This is a genomic window from Clostridium sp. 1001271B_151109_B4 (assembly GCF_015670405.1).
Lineage (GTDB): Bacteria > Bacillota > Clostridia > Clostridiales > Clostridiaceae > Clostridium.
In genome coordinates, this window is sequence record NZ_JADPBQ010000015.1 from 45873 (window position 1) to 62397 (window position 16525).

Genomic DNA, 16525 nt, shown 5'->3' on the forward strand with positions numbered 1-16525 from the left:
GAAAAATGAATACATGGATACAATTTTTTATGGAAAATAACGGTGGGTTAATATTTGCAGCTTTAGGTGTTGCATTAGCAGTTGGTTTATCAGGTATAGGTTCAGCTAAAGGTGTTGGACTAGTTGGGGAAGCAGCTTCAGGATTAGTTACAGAAGAACCAGAAAAGTTTGGTAAAGCGTTAGTATTAGAATTATTACCAGGTACTCAAGGTTTATACGGTTTCGTTGTTGGTTTCGTTGCTTACACTAAGATGTCTTCAGGAATGTCTTTAGAGCAAGGTTTATACTTAATAGGTGCTTGTTTACCAATCGCTTTAGCTGGTTTATTCTCAGGTATAGCTCAAGGTAGAGTTGCTGCTTCAGGTATCCAAATATTAGCTAAAAGACCAGAACACAACACAAAAGGTATAATTCTTTCAGCAATGGTTGAAACTTACGCATTATTAGGATTCGTTATATCATTCATGTTAGTAAGCATGGCAATGTAATTAATACATGCAATATTATTAGCATCATAAAGATTGGAGATATAGATTATGTCAAATGTAAAGAATATAACTTCTAAAATCCTTAAGGATGCAGAAGCTGGAAAGGAAAATATCTTAGCAACTGCTGAAGAAGAAAAGAATAAAATTCTTTCTAAAAAAGTAAGCAGTGCAAATGAAATTGCACAAGAAATTTTAGAAAAAGCTGAAGTTGAAGCAAAATCTAAAAAAGAAAGAGTAATTTCTAGTGCTAAATTAAAAGTTAGAAATAACAAATTAGCAGCTAAGCAAGAAATTATAGATGAAGTTTTCGAAAAAAGCGTAGATAAATTAACAGAATTATCTAAAGAGGAATTCTTAAACTTTGTTAAAAATACAATTTCAACAATGAATTTAACTGGAAAGCAAACATTAATTTTAAATGAAACAGGATTAAAGTTTGTAGATGCAGATTTTGTTAAAGAATTAAATTCAAAAGTAAAAGCACAAATCACTTTAAGTGAAAAGGCTGGTAACTTTAAAGGTGGTTTCATCTTAGAAAATGAAGGTATAGAAATAAATAGCACTTTTGAAGCTCTAGTAAGCTCATTAAGAGATGAGTTAGAGTTCGAAGTGGCGAAGGTGTTATTTAATTAAGGAGGGGTAGTATGGATGTAATGCAATTTACTCAAGCTCTTTCAAGAATTTGGGTATTGGAAACAAGACTCCTTGATAAATCTAAAGTAGAGAGAATGTTAGAAGCTAATTCTGCTGATGAAGTTTTAAAAATACTTGGTGAGACTGAGTATGCTAATATAATGGGTAATGTTAAAAGAGCTGCTGATTATGAAGAAATTTTAAGTACAGAACTTAAAAGAGTTTATAAATTAGTTTACGAACTTTGCCCAGTAAAAGAAATAGTAGATCTAATGAGCATTAAATATAAATACCATAATATTAAGGTGTTATTAAAAGGAAAGTTCTTAGATAAAGATTTTTCAAATATGTTAATTGATTTAGGTAAGGAAGACTTAAATGAATTAAAAAGAAAAATAGATACAGATAATTTTAGAGATTTAAAAGGAAATGTTGAAAAAGCAGTTTTAGAAGTTATTGCTGATTTTGAAGCAAATAAAGATCCTCAAAATATTGATATAATTGTAGATAGATATATGTTTAAAGAGTTAGTTGAAATAAAGAAATCTTTAAATTATAAGTTTACAGATAAACTTGTAAATGCAATTATTGATGCTACAAATGTTAGAACTTTACTAAGAATTAAAAAGCAAGGTAAGGGAAGAGAATTTGCATCAGAAGTTTTGGTTAGTGGTGGATCTATAAGTAAAGATACATTAGTAGCAATCATTAATGAAACACCAGAAAATATTATTTCTAAATTAAGCACTAGTACTTATTCAGATTTAATAAAAGAAGGTGTTGAAGGCTACATAGCTACTAATTCAGCAAATCTTTTAGAAAAATTAAGTGATAATTATATTATGGATTTAATGAAAAGCGGTAAGCTTGTAACATTTGGACCAGAAAGAATTTTATCATATATTTATGCTAAAGAAACAGAAATAAAAATCATTAGAATTATAATGGTTGGTAAGCTTAATAATATTGCTGAGGAAGTAATAAGAGAAAGGCTGCGTGATATTTATGTATAAGAAAATCGGTGTAGTTGGAGATAAAGACTCAGTTTTAGCATTCAAAGCTATTGGGATAGATGTATTTCCAGTTGTAGAAGCTGATGAAGCTAGAATTGCTGTTGATAGAATGGCTATGAATGGATACGCAGTTATTTTTATAACAGAGCAAGTTGCAGTAACAATTGAAGAAACAATTGAACGTTACAATAAGCAAATGCTTCCTGCTGTAATATTAATTCCAAGTAATCAAGGAACTTTAAATATAGGTTCAAAGAGAATCAGCGATAGCGTAGAAAAAGCTGTTGGTGTGAATATTTTATAGGAAGGCAGGTTAGAAATTTGAAGACCGGAAAGATAATCAAGGTTGCAGGTCCTTTAGTTGTTGCTGAAGGAATGGACGAAGCAAATATTTATGATATGGTTAAGGTTGGAGAAAAGGGTCTTATCGGAGAAATCATTGAAATGAGAGGCGATAAGGCATCTATCCAAGTTTACGAGGAAACTACAGGAATAGGGCCAGGGGACCCAGTTGTTACAACAGGAGAACCATTAAGTATTGAATTAGGACCAGGACTTATAGAGTCAATGTTCGATGGAATACAAAGACCACTAGATGCATTTGAAAAAGTAGCTCAATCACCATTCTTAACAAAAGGTGTATCAGTTACTTCATTAAATAGAGAAAGAGTTTGGACTTTTAATCCTATAGCTAAAGTTGGGGATAAGGTTGAAGCAGGTGATGTAATCGGAACAGTTCAAGAAACAGCTGTTGTATTACACAAAATAATGGTTCCATATGGAATAGAAGGAACTATTAAAGAAATTAAAGCTGGAGACTTTACAGTTGTAGATACAGTTTGTATTGTTGAAACTGCTAAGGGAGATAGAGAAGTTCAACTTATGCAAAAATGGCCAGCAAGAAAAGGTAGACCATTTGCACAAAAATTAAAACCAGAAGCACCAATGACTACAGGACAAAGAGTTATAGATACATTCTTCCCAGTAGCTAAGGGTGGAGCTGCTGCAGTACCAGGTCCTTTCGGAGCAGGTAAAACAGTTGTACAACACCAAATAGCAAAATGGGGAGATGCTGAAATAGTTGTTTACGTTGGATGCGGTGAGCGTGGTAACGAAATGACAGACGTTCTTAATGAATTCCCAGAATTAAAAGACCCTAAAACTGGTGAATCATTAATGAAGAGAACAGTACTTATTGCAAATACTTCAAACATGCCAGTTGCTGCCAGAGAAGCTTGTATATATACAGGTATAACAATAGCTGAATACTATAGAGACATGGGATATTCAGTATCAATCATGGCAGACTCTACTTCAAGATGGGCAGAAGCATTAAGAGAAATGTCTGGTAGACTTGAAGAAATGCCAGGGGATGAAGGTTACCCAGCATACTTAGGATCAAGACTTGCTGACTACTATGAAAGAGCTGGTAAAGTTGTATGCTTAGGTAAAGATGGAAGAGAAGGAGCAGTTACTGCAATCGGTGCGGTATCACCTCCAGGGGGAGACCTTTCAGAACCAGTTACTCAATCAACTTTAAGAATAGTTAAAGTTTTCTGGGGATTAGATGCTCAACTTGCATATAAGAGACACTTCCCAGCAATAAACTGGATTAACTCATATTCATTATATGCTGATACTGTAGATGGATACTTAAATAAGACAGTTGCTGAAGATTGGTCTACATTAAGACAAGAAGCAATGACTTTATTACAAGAAGAATCAGCTTTACAAGAAATCGTAAGCTTAGTTGGTATAGATGCATTATCAGAAAAAGATAGATTAAAATTAGAAGTTTCTAAGTCTATAAGAGAAGACTATTTACAACAAAATGGTTTCCACGAAATAGATACTTATACTTCATTAGATAAACAATACAAAATGTTAAAGCTTGTATTATTATTCAGAAAAGAAGCTGATAGAGCTTTAGATGCAGGAGTTTACTTAGATAAGATATTAGGCTTAGAAGTAAGAGATAAGATTGCAAGAAGTAAATATATCCACGAAGACGATTTAGCTAAGATGGATGATATTGCTGCTGAATTAAGAGCTGACATTGATACTTTAATCAACGAAGGAGGGGTTCTTAATGCTTAAGGAATACAGAACAGTTACAGAAGTTGTTGGTCCTTTAATGGTTGTTGAAGGAGTTAGTGGTGTTAAGTATGATGAACTAGTTGAAGTTGAAATACAAACTGGTGAATTAAGAAGAGGTAAGGTTCTAGAAGTTAATGGAACAAAAGCAATGGTCCAATTATTTGAAGGTTCTTCAGGTATTAACTTAAAAGGAACTAAGGCTAAATTTTTAGGAAAGCCACTTCAATTAGGTGTATCAGAAGATATGCTAGGAAGAGTATTTGATGGAATGGGTCACCCAATTGACAACGGACCAAAGATAATACCAGAAAAGCAATTAGATATTAACGGGGAAGCAATTAACCCAGTATCAAGAAACTTCCCATCAGAGTTCATTCAAACAGGAATATCTGCAATTGATGGATTAAATACGCTTGTTAGAGGACAAAAGCTACCAGTTTTCTCAGCTTCAGGTCTTCCACATGCACAATTAGCAGCACAAATTGCAAGACAAGCGACTGTTTTAAATTCAGATGCTAACTTTGCTGTTGTATTTGCAGCTATAGGTATTACTTTCGAAGAGTCTCAATTCTTCGTTGATGAATTTAAGAAGACTGGTGCTATAGATAATGCTGTATTATTTATGAACCTTGCTTCTGACCCAGCTATCGAAAGAATAGCTACACCAAGAATGGCATTAACTGCTGCTGAATTTTTAGCATACGAAAAAGATATGCACGTTCTTGTTATTATGACAGATATCACTAACTATGCTGAAGCTTTAAGAGAAGTTTCTGCTGCTAGAAAGGAAGTTCCAGGTAGAAGAGGTTACCCAGGTTACCTATATACTGACCTTTCTACATTATATGAAAGAGCAGGTAGAATTAATGGAAGAGGTGGATCAATCACTCAAATTCCAATATTAACAATGCCTGAAGAGGATAAAACTCACCCAATTCCAGACTTAACTGGATATATCACAGAAGGACAAATAATTCTTTCAAGAGATTTATATAAGAAGGGAATTATGCCTCCAATAGATGTATTACCATCACTTTCAAGACTTAAAGATAAGGGTATCGGTAAAGGAAAGACTAGAGAAGACCATGCTGATACAATGAATCAATTATTCTCGGCTTATGCTCAAGGTAAGCAAGCTAAAGAATTATCAGCAATCTTAGGTGAATCTGCATTATCAGATACTGATAAGAAATTTGCTAAATTTGCTGAAGCTTTTGAAGAACAATATGTTTCTCAAGGATTTGAAGCTAACAGATCAATAGAAGAAACTTTAAATTTAGGTTGGAAATTACTTAAGATTCTTCCTAAGACAGAACTTAAGAGAATCAGAGATGAATATCTTGAAAAGTATATGCCAAAGGGAGATGAAGAGTAGAATATGGCAAAGTTAAATGTCAATCCTACTAGAATGGAGCTATCTAAGCTGAAGAAGAGATTATCTACTGCAGCGAGAGGACATAAGCTTCTTAAAGATAAACAAGATGAATTAATGAGGCAATTCATTAATCTTGTTAAATATAATAATGAATTAAGAAAGTCAGTAGAAGCTGAATTAGAGGGTTCATTTAAAGATTTCGTTATGGCAAGTGCTGTAATGAGTTCAGAATTTTTAGAAGAAGCAGTTGCTTATCCAAAAGATAGTGTATCTGTTGAAGTAGGAACAAAAAACATAATGAGTGTTAATGTTCCACAAATGAAATTCCACAGACAATTACAAGATAGTGAAGGAAGCATTTATCCATATGGTTTTGCCAATACATCTTCTGAATTAGATGATGCTATAGGAAAGCTTGAATCTATACTTCCTAAGCTACTTGAATTAGCTGAAGTTGAAAAATCAACTCAGTTAATGGCTGATGAAATTGAAAAGACAAGAAGAAGAGTTAATGCACTTGAATATATGACTATACCTCAATTAGAAGAGACTATTAAGTTTATAAGAATGAAGCTTGATGAAAATGAAAGAGGAGCTTTAACTAGATTAATGAAGGTTAAAGATATGATTAATTCAAGAGCATAATGATTTAACATTATCACAAAAAAGGAGCTGTTTTAAAATAACAGCTCCTTGCTTTTTACATTAAACTATTCTATAGGGGTAAAATTAAATTTTTTCATTTTATTAAGATTATATTATGTATTTGATAATAGAAAGAAATAATAGTATAATGCTAATAGAATACATAATTGTACATATTATGTGGAAATTTAAGGAGAAATTCAATGAAGTATTTAATAGCGACAGTTTTGTCTTTTTCAATAGTATTTATTTTGACACCAATATTAATGAAATTGGCAATTAAATATAATTTTACAGATAAACCAACTAAGAGAAAAAAACATAGAGGACCAATTCCACTTTGTGGTGGTATTTCAATGTTCATCGGCTTCTTTATACCTTATTTTATAGTCTTTTATGATCATCCATTTAAAGAGAAGTATGGTATTTTTATAGGGGCACTATTGATATTAATAATAGGAGTAGTAGATGATTATTATAAGAGTATTGGTAAAGAGTTCGCTATTGCGCCAAGGTTAATTGTGCAAGTATTAGCAGCAATAATTGTTTATAAGTCAGGAGTAGCTTTTCATGGCTTTACTAATCCTTTTACTAATACATATGTTGTATTACCGGGTATTATTCAATTTATATTAACTATAACTTGGATTTTTGGTGTTACTACAGTAATTAACTGGTCTGATGGTATGGATGGCTTAGCAGGAGGATTATCCTTTATATCAGCGATGACTTTTGCAGCATCTGCAGTAATATTAGCACAACCACCATCATTATTATTTTCATTAATGACTGCAGGAGTTGTATTAGCATTTTTGTTTTATAATAAGTATCCAGCAAAAATATTCATGGGAGATTCAGGGGCTAATTTTTTAGGGTTTATATTAAGTATAATAGCTTTAGATGGTGCATTTAAAGCAGCAACAATATTAAGTTTATTAATTCCTATTTTGGCATTAGCTGTACCGATTTTTGATAATATATTTGTAATTTTTAAGAGATTTTCGGAAGGAAAGCCTGTATATCAGGCAGATAGAAGTCAATTACATTATAGATTAGAGGCCAAAGGATTAAATACAAAACAAGTAGTTACTTTTATAAGTGGAATAAGTTTAGCATTTAGTGTTATTTCAATTTTAATGCTATTAATATAATGGAATTTAATAGTAAAAAAATAAGTATTTACAAAATGAGAAAAATTTTATATAATTTAATTAAACTTATCAAGAGTGGTGGAGGGACTGGCCCGTTGAAACCCAGCAACCTATTAACAGTTACTAGTTAAAATTAGTAGTTACATTGAAAGAAATTATTTAAAATTTCTTTAGTAAACTATTAACTAAAAACTATTAATTATTAACTATATTAATGTGGTGCTAAATCCAACAGCAACAGCTGAGAGATAAGGATATTTTATTGGGAAACATGTTTATAATACCTAAAGGAAATATCCTTTAGGTTTTTTTATTTTATTAAAAAAATAATAATAAAGAAGTTTATTGTGTGTATATTAATTAAGACAAGGACTTTTTATAAATTTTAAGGGGGCTATTTAAATGAAAATTGATGAAATATTTAAAAAGAAGGATTTGGTGTTTTCTTTTGAAATTTTTCCACCCAAAACAACATCTTCAGTAGAGACTATTTATAAAACCTTAGAAGAATTAAAGGATTTAAAACCAGATTTTATTAGTGTAACATATGGGGCAGGAGGAAGCTTAGTAAATAATAAAACAATCGAGCTATCCTCTTTAGTAAAAGAAAAATATGGAGTTGAGGCAGTAGCACATTTAACTTGTATAAATTCTACTAAGGGTGAAATAGACTATATTTTAAATGATTTAAAAGGGCATGGAATAGAAAATATTTTAGCTTTAAGGGGAGATATTCCTAATGGTGGAATTTTAAAGGGAGATTTTAAATATGCATATGAACTTATTTCACATATAAAGAAAAGAGGAGATTTTAATATAGCAGCAGCATGCTATCCTGAGGGACATGTTAAGGGTAAGAATCTAAAAGAAGATTTAGTACATTTAAAGTTAAAAGAGGAAAGTGGGGCAACTCATTTTATATCACAGTTATTTTTTGATAATAACTATTTTTATAATTTTCTAGAAGAAAAGGATAAATTAAATATAAAGTCTTCTATTGAGGCAGGAATTATGCCTGTAACTAATAAGGCACAAATAGAAAGATTAACTTCATTATGTGGTGTTAATTTACCAGAAAAGTTTATAAAGATAGTTAATAAGTATGAGTATGATAGAGAAGCATTAAGAGATGCTGGGATCGCATATGCTGTTGAACAAATAGTTGACTTAGTTTCAAGTGGTGTGGATGGAATTCATTTATATACAATGAATAATCCATATGTAGCTAGAAAAATAACAGAAAGTATAAGTTCGATAATTAATTCTATAAATAAAGAAAGGGTAGTTTAGGAGGTTTTAGAATGGAGAAAGTAGAAAGTTTTGAATTAGATCATAGAAAGGTTAAAGCACCTTATATTAGAAAATGTTGTACACTAAATGGACCACAAGGTGATTTTGTAACAAAGTTTGATATTAGATTTTTACAACCTAATAAGGAAGCATTTGGTACTGCAGCTATGCATGGATTAGAACATTTGTTAGCACATGAGTTAAGAAATAATTTAAATGGAATAATAGATTTATCTCCGATGGGATGTAGAACAGGGTTTTATTTAAGTATATTTGGTGATAGGAATGCAAGTGAAGTTAAAGTAGCACTTGAAAAAGCATTGAAAAGTATTTTAAATGCAAATGAAATTCCAGCAGCAAATGAAATTCAATGTGGCAACTATAGAGATTTATCATTGTTTGGTGCAAAGGAGTATGCTAAAGAAGTATTAAATAAAGGCTTTTCTTTAAATATATATGGTGAGTAAAGAAATTAAAATAGTTAGTTTTAAAAAATAATTATAATAATTTATCAAGTAAAACAATTAATTTAAGAGTAAGAATAGATTCACTTATTTTTATAAAATATTAAGTATAGTAATAAATTTTTTAAATATTATGAACAAAAGGCCAGTTTTTACTGGCTTTTTTTATTGTTATTTTTAGCTTGAGTTTGAATGAGAAAAAATTTTTCTACTTATTAAATATCTATATTTTTTTAGCGTAATATGGTTATTATTTTATATAATTCATATATGGTGCTATAAGTTGGATAAAGTAATAATTTATAGATAATGTGGAAAAACGTCTAATATTGTATTATAATAATATTATATGCGTTTTTGGGAGGGGCGAACATGAATATATTATTAGTTGAAGATGAAAGAATTCAGCGTGTGGCACTTGCGTCTATTATTAAGTCAAATTTCATCGATGTTCGAATATATGAAGCTGCATCACAAGCTGAAGCAATAAAGATAGTGAATGAAAAAGATATACATCTATTTTTCATTGATATTCAATTAAAAGATTCTTCGGGATTAGAATTAGCAAAAAAAATAAGGCAGTACGAACAGCATGCTTTGACTGGAATAGTATTTGTAACAGGAGAGCTTATACATATTATAGAAGCATTTAAGAGTATTCATTGTTATGATTTTATTGTAAAGCCTTATAAGGAAAAGGATATCATCAAAATTATTGATGTATTTTTAAATTCATCACCTTTAAAGAGTATTAAAGAAGGAGCTTATACATTTATTGATATAGATTCCAATATATCAGTTAAATTATATCATAATGATATTATTTATATTGAGTATAGTGATAAGACTTGTGATATACATACTATTTCAGGCGTATATAGGGTCAAAAGAACTTCTTTAGCTAAGGTACTAAAAAATATAAATGATGATAATATTATTCAAACTCATAGATCTTTTGCAGTTAATCTTAAGTATGTAAAAGAAATAGAGAAGACCTATGAAAAGGTGTGGAACATTAAGTTAAGGTCATGTGAGGATATTGCTTTGTTAAGTTACACATATAGACAAGCATTCTTAAGGGGGATTGAATAATGGAAATAATGGCTTTAGCAATTTCGTTTATTGAGATGACTGCTATATTTTTAATATATAACGTTTTAATAAATGAAGATATTAAAAAAAATATATGTAAAAAAATATTGTTTTCTGTAGTGATTTCTTTGATATATTTTGTATTTACTAATATATATGATGCAGATTCTTTAATAGTTCTTATAGGAATATTATTTTTAAATTCTATGATAATAGGTAAACAAGAAAATAAAGATACAATAGTAACTTACATTGAGTTTATTGTCAGTTCAATAATATTATTAGGAGTTGAATTAGTAGTTAGTTTAATTGTATATATAAGTATGGGAAGTGATGATTTAAGTCCGTTTATGTATTTTATTATATTAGTATTTGCAATGTCTATAGTAGTATACATACTTAGCACTAGTAAAGCTATTAAACAAATACAATTCTCTAAATTCTTTTCAAAGTATAAAAGTATAAATATTATAATTTTGAACTTATTTGTATTTTTCCTATTTATAAAAGTTTTAATGAGCAATAAAATAATGAATACGAAAATTATAATACCAATTACAATTTTAGGGTTAATACTTATAGGGGTAAATTGTTATTTTTATATATACCTATATAAAATGTTAAGTGAAAAGAAAAAAAAGGAAATTAAGAAGTCATTTAATCCACTTATTAATGACTTAATAAATAAGTTAAAAGCAAATGAACATGAATATAAAAATCATTTAAATACTATTTGGAGTATAGCACAAGTTACTCATCCTGAAGAAATTAAGGATAAGTTGAAAGAATATATAGGAAATATTGTTGATGATACAGAAGAGTTTTCTATGTTATTAAATATTGAAAATACCATAATCAAAGCTGTTTTGTATAATAAAGCTCAAAGAGCTGAAAAATTAGGGGTAAAATATACTTACAATGTTTTGAGCGATTTTAAGGATATACAATTAGATAATTCTGAATTAACTGTAATATTGAGTAATTTGCTAAATAATGCTATTGAGGCAACTTCATTTGTTGATAAAAAGAACGTTGAAATAAATATATTTGAAGATGAGAAATATTATAAAATAGAAGTGAAAAATTATACTAAAAATTTAAGGTCAGAAGATTTAACTCAGATTTTTAAAGTAGGTTATACGACAAAAGGAGAAGGTAGAGGATATGGATTGGCTAATGTAAAAGCTATTGTAGATAAGTATAAAGGTAAAATACAAGTTGCATTAGAAGAAAATATTGTTAATATCACTATTTTATTTTTAAAGTGATAAATGAATTTTATATTAAAATGTTTCGTGGTAATAAGTGTTTATATAGTAAAATTTATGATTAAATATATGTGATAAAAAATACAACTAGTTCTATTATTCAATTTAGCTATATTATATGCTAATCATTTAAGGAAGAAACCTATTTGCATATTTAATATCCTAAAGTTAATATTTTTTAATAATTCTAAAATCCAATTCTATTAAGATACTATTATTGGTGGTGTAGAATTCTCCTAATGTTTTATTTATTAGTATTTGCTTTAATCTTAGCTTTATAAATATATTTTTAGAGAGTATTTTATCTGATTTACTTAGTTTTACTACAAATAGAGAAAAATAAATTTTTGAAACAATTATTTGAATTTTAAGTTATAACTTTACAAATAGTAGAATGGCTTAGAAGTGGTTACCCTGTAATAGCCATATAAAATTTATATCTCTTACATGCTTTCTCTATTTCTTTGGAACTTTAGATATTACTCAAATTTGCGTAAACTAATATAATAATAGAAGATTTCCTAGGAGCACTATTAGTTTATAATTCTGAATATTCTACTGTACTTAATAATGTTACTGAAGCTTCTTTTGGTATTATAATTTCTAAATATATTGGTAACGCTGTATAAACTAACTAGGTTTATAATTTAAGTTAATACAAAAAAAGGTGGATTCTATTGAATCTACCTTTTTCCATTTAATCGCCTAATTACTTTTGTAATAGCTACTTTGTTTTATTAGATAAATTAATTATTTTTTCTCCATTGGTGGAGTTGGCTCTCCCCATAAGAAAAGACTATTTGGAGCTGATAATGTCATAATATCTGAAGTTGTTGCAGTAATTAAACACATTAAGGCAGCTAATTTAACTATAAATTTTTTTTTCATGTTTATAAACCTCCCATAAAAAATCTATTATTATATAAAAAATTATTAGTAAACCACAATTGATGTAATACTGTGGTAAAAATATATTAGAAATAATAAACCACATTAATAGTATAACTGTTACAAAGTCTTTAAATTTCAATTTATTATATTGAGTATGAACGGTTTTTCTTAATGGATTAATAGGTTTAAATTTCCTTATTACCACAATGCATAATAATATAAATGTAAATTGTAAAATTATATTTAGTGAAGGCATCAAATAGGCTGAGTAATATATTAAAATAAATGATAAATTACTTTGAACCATGCAACTCATGTAGCTCTTAGCATGACTTCCACCGATATAAGGCCTTATTAACATTAATAAGGTAATCATCAATAAAAATGCTAAAAACTTGTCCAAAATTAATGAAATTAAAATCATAACAATTAATTTAGAAAACTCACCATAAAATACTTCTAAACCATATCTAATTTTATCAATTTCATAAATATCAGTTATTCCTACATTAGTAACAATAAAATCTAATTGTTTTTTTATAAACTTATTACTCAAAAATATACCTCCTTAAGTACTACATAAATAATTATAATATAAAAATAAATGAAATTCCATTAAAACCATAACTTTCATTAAAATTAGTATAAAATGAAAGAAAAAAAGAAAAAAAGAAAAAATATACGTAAAATTTTCCGAAAATGAACATACTCATACATTATAAAGTATAACAGTAAAAAGTATCTTTAAATAAAAATGAAAATATGGTAAAATTTTATCGAAAAAGGAGGGCTGTAATGAGTGTGATATTTACTTTTATTGAAGCTATAACTATGATAATGATTTATTGCATAGTTTTTTTAGGGGAAAAAGATAATTTAGCTAAATATTTATTGAAAAGTTTTATAATTTCAGTGATTTCTACAGGGGTATTTTTTATACTTAATAAAATTGAAACATGGAATATTGTAAGTTTGCTAATAACGCTTATAACAATTTCTTTGATAATGAGTAAAATTTATAACAAAAATATTATTATATGCATTATACAATTTATTTTTACATATGTTTTTGTAGCGATTTTAGAATCAATATATATGATATTGAGCATTAGATTCTTAGGTGATTTATATATAACAGGAATGTACTTATTTGTTGTTATTATTTATTTTATTTGTGTTATTTATTTAATTTTTAGATTAATGAAGAATAAAAAATATAATCTTGATAAATTTAGTGAGTTTATTAGCAATTATAATAATTTTATTTTAGTTATTATTAATATAGGAATATTTTTATTTCTTTATAGAACATTACTTAGAGATAGTTGTTATGGGCAGGAAATTATTTTAGAAACTTCAGTGCTTTTTGTTGCTATGATCTTAATAAATGTATTTTATTTTTATGATGTTTATAAAAAAGATAAAAAGAAAAAAAGTTCAGAAATAAAAGAAAGTATGAATCCTCTTATACAAGAGCTAATAGATGAAATGAGAGCTAATGAACATGAGTATAAGAACCATTTAAATATACTATATTGTATGATACAGGTATGCAAAGAAGATGAATTAAAAGATAAAGCTAAAAAGTACATAGGTAATGTTTTTGAAAATAAAAATTTATTAAATAATTTATCCAAAGTAGAAAATACAATTTTAAAAGCTGTCTTATTAAGCAAAATAAATCAAGCAGAAAAAAGTGAAATAGATTGCTATTATTTTATTGATAGCCAACTTGAAGGATTACCTTTAGATGATAGTGAGCTTACAGTAGTTTTAAGCAACTTATTAAATAATGCAATTGAAGCTGCAAGTAAGAGTGAGAAAAAAGTAATTGAAATTTCAACTGAGTATTATGAAGGAAAACACATAATTGAAGTATCTAATAGTGTAGATAATCTTACAAAAAGTATGGTAGCTGATATTTCAAAAATAAGATTTTCTACTAAAGGGACAGGCCGAGGATATGGTTTATATAATGTCAAAAATATAGTTAAAAAATATAAAGGTAAAGTTAATATGTCATTAGAAGAAGACATATTTAATGTTTTAATTGAAATATAATAAAAAATGATATGAAAAATACTTAATATTTTTCATATCATTTTTTTATTTAGTTTTACTTTTAAGATTTTTATCAACTTTTTCTAGATAATTATGTTCATTTACAATGCCTTCTTCAAAAGATTCTACAGCGTGTTTTGTAAAATTTCCGATAGATGCTAGATGCGATGAATTAATATTTTTACTCATAAAAAACACCTTCCTTTAATAATAGTATTCCAAATGATAAAAAATCTATTATCCATATATATGGATTAAATTGACAATAATGTGTTATAAGTGTAGAATTAAGATAGTTTATGGGGCAAAATTCCTTAAATTATAAATATATGAAGGAGAGATTTAAATGAAGGCGATACTAACAGTAATAGGCAAAGATAAAGTAGGGATTATAGCTGGGGTTAGCACTGAATTACAAAAGCTAAATATAAATATATTAGATGTTAACCAAACAATCATGGGTGAGTTTTTTACTATGATAATGATGCTAGATTTAAAATTAAGCAGCAATAATTTTGAAGAAATTAAGACGGCTTTAGAGTTAAAAGGTAAAGAGCTTGGTGTTGAAGTAAAAATACAAAGAGAAGAAATATTTAACTCAATGTACACAGTATAAAATAAAGTCTTTAATGGAGGAAAATTATGAATGCAAATAATATATTAGAAACAATTAAAATGATTGAAGAAGAAAAATTAGATATAAGAACGATAACAATGGGAATTTCTCTTTTAGATTGTATAGATAGTGATGGAGATAAGGCAAGAGAAAAAATATATAATAAAATTACTACATGCGCTAAAGATTTGGTTAAGGTAGGAAATGAAATAGCAAATGAATTTGGTGTACCTATAGTTAATAAAAGGGTTTCTGTTACACCAATTTCTATAATAGCAGGTGCAACTGACGAAAAAGATTATGTAAAATTTGCAGAAACATTAGATAAAGCTGCTCATGAATTAGGAATTGATTTTATAGGGGGATTTTCGGCATTAGTACATAAAGGCTATACTAAAGGTGATAGAATTTTAATCAATTCAATTCCAGAAGCTTTAGCAAAAACAAGTAAAGTATGTGCATCTGTAAATGTAGGATCAACAAGATGCGGTATTAATATGGATGCAGTGAAAGAAATGGGACAAGTTATTAAAAAAACTGCTGATTTGACTGCAGATAAGAAGGGATTTGGATGTGCAAAGCTTGTAGTATTTGCAAATGCAGTAGAAGATAATCCTTTTATGGCAGGTGCTTTTCATGGTGTAGGAGAAGCTGATAGAGTTATTAATGTAGGAGTAAGTGGACCAGGAGTGGTTCAAAGAGCTATTGAGAAAGTAAAGGGAGAAAGTTTTGATGTAGTTGCTGAAACTATTAAGAAGACGGCTTTTAAAATAACAAGAATTGGACAATTAGTTGCTCACGAAGCTTCAAAAAGGTTAGATACACCATTTGGGATAGTGGATTTATCATTAGCACCAACACCTGCAATTGGAGATTCTGTTGCGCATATATTAGAAGCAATGGGATTAGAAGTAGTAGGAACACATGGAACTACGGCAGCACTTGCATTATTAAATGATCAGGTTAAAAAGGGTGGAGTAATGGCATGTAGTCATGTAGGAGGATTAAGTGGTGCTTTTATTCCAGTATCAGAAGATGCAGGAATGATAGATGCTGTTTTAAATGGATCATTGAACTTGGAAAAGCTTGAAGCTATGACTGCAATATGTTCAGTTGGCTTAGATATGATTGCAGTTCCTGGAGATACATCTGCAGAGACGTTATCAGCTATGATTGCAGATGAAAGTGCAATAGGAGTTATTAATAACAAAACTACAGCTGTTAGAATAATTCCAGCTCCAGGATGTGAAGTAGGAGATATGGTTGAGTTTGGTGGATTATTAGGCAGGGCACCAGTTATGCAAGTAAATAAATATTCTTCATTTGATTTTATTCAAAGAGGTGGTAGAATACCCGCACCAATACATTCATTTAAGAATTAGTTTTTTATATTAAATAGAGATATCATATATGAGATATTAACTATAAAATTAATATCTCA

At 28.5% G+C, this 16525-nt stretch carries 18 protein-coding genes and 1 riboswitch; of the genes, 15 read left to right on the forward strand and 3 right to left on the reverse strand.

Annotation, left to right across the window (positions count from 1 at the left end):
• The first annotated feature begins 5 nt into the window (after positions 1-5).
• From I4V63_RS11115 to I4V63_RS11170, 12 genes are all read left to right on the forward strand, one after another.
• The gene (locus I4V63_RS11115) at positions 6-488 is read left to right on the forward strand and encodes a V-type ATP synthase subunit K (protein ID WP_042396194.1); all 483 of its coding nucleotides are present in this window, start codon (positions 6-8) and stop codon (positions 486-488) included.
• Positions 489-536: 48 nt separating this feature from the next.
• The gene (locus I4V63_RS11120; RefSeq protein WP_196001324.1) at positions 537-1121 is read left to right on the forward strand and encodes a V-type ATP synthase subunit E family protein; all 585 of its coding nucleotides are present in this window, start codon (positions 537-539) and stop codon (positions 1119-1121) included.
• Between the two features lie 11 nt (positions 1122-1132).
• A complete protein-coding gene (locus tag I4V63_RS11125; protein ID WP_196001325.1) occupies positions 1133-2134 on the forward strand; it encodes a V-type ATP synthase subunit C in 1002 nt (333 codons plus the stop codon).
• Positions 2127-2438: a V-type ATP synthase subunit F gene (locus I4V63_RS11130; protein ID WP_042396298.1), complete on the forward strand. Its 312-nt coding sequence runs from the start codon at positions 2127-2129 to the stop codon at positions 2436-2438. Before I4V63_RS11125 ends, I4V63_RS11130 begins: the two co-directional genes overlap by 8 nt.
• Before the next feature lie 17 nt (positions 2439-2455).
• The gene (locus I4V63_RS11135; protein ID WP_196001326.1) at positions 2456-4231 is read left to right on the forward strand and encodes a V-type ATP synthase subunit A; all 1776 of its coding nucleotides are present in this window, start codon (positions 2456-2458) and stop codon (positions 4229-4231) included.
• Positions 4224-5606: a V-type ATP synthase subunit B gene (locus I4V63_RS11140; RefSeq protein WP_196001327.1), complete on the forward strand. Its 1383-nt coding sequence runs from the start codon at positions 4224-4226 to the stop codon at positions 5604-5606. Before I4V63_RS11135 ends, I4V63_RS11140 begins: the two co-directional genes overlap by 8 nt.
• Positions 5607-5609: 3 nt before the next feature.
• Positions 5610-6251, forward strand: a complete 642-nt coding sequence (locus I4V63_RS11145; protein WP_055277905.1) for a V-type ATP synthase subunit D — start codon at positions 5610-5612, stop codon at positions 6249-6251.
• A gap of 203 nt (positions 6252-6454) precedes the next feature.
• A complete protein-coding gene (locus I4V63_RS11150; RefSeq protein WP_196001328.1) occupies positions 6455-7402 on the forward strand; it encodes an MraY family glycosyltransferase in 948 nt (315 codons plus the stop codon).
• Between the two features lie 63 nt (positions 7403-7465).
• Positions 7466-7657, forward strand: a riboswitch (SAM riboswitch).
• 147 nt (positions 7658-7804) lie between these two features.
• The gene (metF, locus tag I4V63_RS11155) at positions 7805-8692 is read left to right on the forward strand and encodes a methylenetetrahydrofolate reductase [NAD(P)H] (RefSeq protein WP_196001329.1); all 888 of its coding nucleotides are present in this window, start codon (positions 7805-7807) and stop codon (positions 8690-8692) included.
• Between the two features lie 11 nt (positions 8693-8703).
• The gene (locus I4V63_RS11160) at positions 8704-9159 is read left to right on the forward strand and encodes an S-ribosylhomocysteine lyase (protein ID WP_196001330.1); all 456 of its coding nucleotides are present in this window, start codon (positions 8704-8706) and stop codon (positions 9157-9159) included.
• A 369-nt stretch (positions 9160-9528) separates the two neighbouring features.
• Positions 9529-10248 carry a LytTR family DNA-binding domain-containing protein gene (locus I4V63_RS11165; RefSeq protein WP_196001331.1) on the forward strand — a complete coding sequence of 240 codons (720 nt, stop codon included), beginning with the start codon at positions 9529-9531 and terminating at the stop codon, positions 10246-10248.
• A complete protein-coding gene (locus I4V63_RS11170) occupies positions 10248-11516 on the forward strand; it encodes a GHKL domain-containing protein (protein ID WP_196001332.1) in 1269 nt (422 codons plus the stop codon). Before I4V63_RS11165 ends, I4V63_RS11170 begins: the two co-directional genes overlap by 1 nt.
• A 750-nt stretch (positions 11517-12266) precedes the next feature.
• Here I4V63_RS11170 and I4V63_RS11175 read toward each other — a convergent pair.
• Together I4V63_RS11175 and I4V63_RS11180 are read right to left on the reverse strand one after the other, a co-directional pair.
• Positions 12267-12404 (reverse strand): hypothetical protein, encoded by a 138-nt coding sequence (locus I4V63_RS11175; protein WP_196001333.1) that lies wholly within the window; start codon positions 12402-12404, stop codon positions 12267-12269.
• The gene (locus I4V63_RS11180) at positions 12382-12963 is read right to left on the reverse strand and encodes an accessory gene regulator B family protein (protein ID WP_196001334.1); all 582 of its coding nucleotides are present in this window, start codon (positions 12961-12963) and stop codon (positions 12382-12384) included. Before I4V63_RS11180 ends, I4V63_RS11175 begins: the two co-directional genes overlap by 23 nt.
• Positions 12964-13202: 239 nt before the next feature.
• Between I4V63_RS11180 and I4V63_RS11185 the strand changes: the two genes are divergently transcribed.
• The gene (locus I4V63_RS11185) at positions 13203-14468 is read left to right on the forward strand and encodes a GHKL domain-containing protein (RefSeq protein ID WP_196001335.1); all 1266 of its coding nucleotides are present in this window, start codon (positions 13203-13205) and stop codon (positions 14466-14468) included.
• A 45-nt stretch (positions 14469-14513) separates the two neighbouring features.
• Here the strand turns inward: I4V63_RS11185 and I4V63_RS11190 are convergent, their stop codons facing one another.
• Positions 14514-14657, reverse strand: coding sequence for a hypothetical protein (locus I4V63_RS11190; RefSeq protein ID WP_196001336.1), 144 nt, complete (start codon positions 14655-14657; stop codon positions 14514-14516).
• Between the two features lie 157 nt (positions 14658-14814).
• On the opposite strand from I4V63_RS11190, the gene I4V63_RS11195 reads away from it, so the two are divergent.
• Together I4V63_RS11195 and I4V63_RS11200 are read left to right on the forward strand one after the other, a co-directional pair.
• The gene (locus I4V63_RS11195) at positions 14815-15084 is read left to right on the forward strand and encodes an ACT domain-containing protein (protein WP_196001337.1); all 270 of its coding nucleotides are present in this window, start codon (positions 14815-14817) and stop codon (positions 15082-15084) included.
• 26 nt (positions 15085-15110) lie between these two features.
• On the forward strand, positions 15111-16466 hold the full coding sequence (locus I4V63_RS11200) for a PFL family protein (RefSeq protein WP_196001338.1): 1356 nt from the start codon (positions 15111-15113) through the stop codon (positions 16464-16466).
• Positions 16467-16525: the final 59 nt, after the last annotated feature.

Bases quoted from the DNA above. Each gene is read 5' to 3' on its own strand.
- I4V63_RS11190 (WP_196001336.1), bottom strand. From the start codon at position 14,657: ATGAGTAAAAATATTAATTCATCGCATCTAGCATCTATCGGAAATTTT.
- I4V63_RS11185 (WP_196001335.1), top strand. From the start codon at position 13,203: ATGAGTGTGATATTTACTTTTATTGAAGCTATAACTATGATAATGATT.
- I4V63_RS11115 (WP_042396194.1), top strand. From the start codon at position 6: ATGAATACATGGATACAATTTTTTATGGAAAATAACGGTGGGTTAATA.
- I4V63_RS11175 (WP_196001333.1), bottom strand. From the start codon at position 12,404: ATGAAAAAAAAATTTATAGTTAAATTAGCTGCCTTAATGTGTTTAATT.
- I4V63_RS11170 (WP_196001332.1), top strand. From the start codon at position 10,248: ATGGAAATAATGGCTTTAGCAATTTCGTTTATTGAGATGACTGCTATA.
- I4V63_RS11165 (WP_196001331.1), top strand. From the start codon at position 9,529: ATGAATATATTATTAGTTGAAGATGAAAGAATTCAGCGTGTGGCACTT.
- I4V63_RS11140 (WP_196001327.1), top strand. From the start codon at position 4,224: ATGCTTAAGGAATACAGAACAGTTACAGAAGTTGTTGGTCCTTTAATG.
- metF (WP_196001329.1), top strand. From the start codon at position 7,805: ATGAAAATTGATGAAATATTTAAAAAGAAGGATTTGGTGTTTTCTTTT.
- I4V63_RS11195 (WP_196001337.1), top strand. From the start codon at position 14,815: ATGAAGGCGATACTAACAGTAATAGGCAAAGATAAAGTAGGGATTATA.
- I4V63_RS11130 (WP_042396298.1), top strand. From the start codon at position 2,127: ATGTATAAGAAAATCGGTGTAGTTGGAGATAAAGACTCAGTTTTAGCA.
- I4V63_RS11200 (WP_196001338.1), top strand. From the start codon at position 15,111: ATGAATGCAAATAATATATTAGAAACAATTAAAATGATTGAAGAAGAA.
- I4V63_RS11150 (WP_196001328.1), top strand. From the start codon at position 6,455: ATGAAGTATTTAATAGCGACAGTTTTGTCTTTTTCAATAGTATTTATT.
- I4V63_RS11120 (WP_196001324.1), top strand. From the start codon at position 537: ATGTCAAATGTAAAGAATATAACTTCTAAAATCCTTAAGGATGCAGAA.
- I4V63_RS11145 (WP_055277905.1), top strand. From the start codon at position 5,610: ATGGCAAAGTTAAATGTCAATCCTACTAGAATGGAGCTATCTAAGCTG.
- I4V63_RS11125 (WP_196001325.1), top strand. From the start codon at position 1,133: ATGGATGTAATGCAATTTACTCAAGCTCTTTCAAGAATTTGGGTATTG.
- I4V63_RS11160 (WP_196001330.1), top strand. From the start codon at position 8,704: ATGGAGAAAGTAGAAAGTTTTGAATTAGATCATAGAAAGGTTAAAGCA.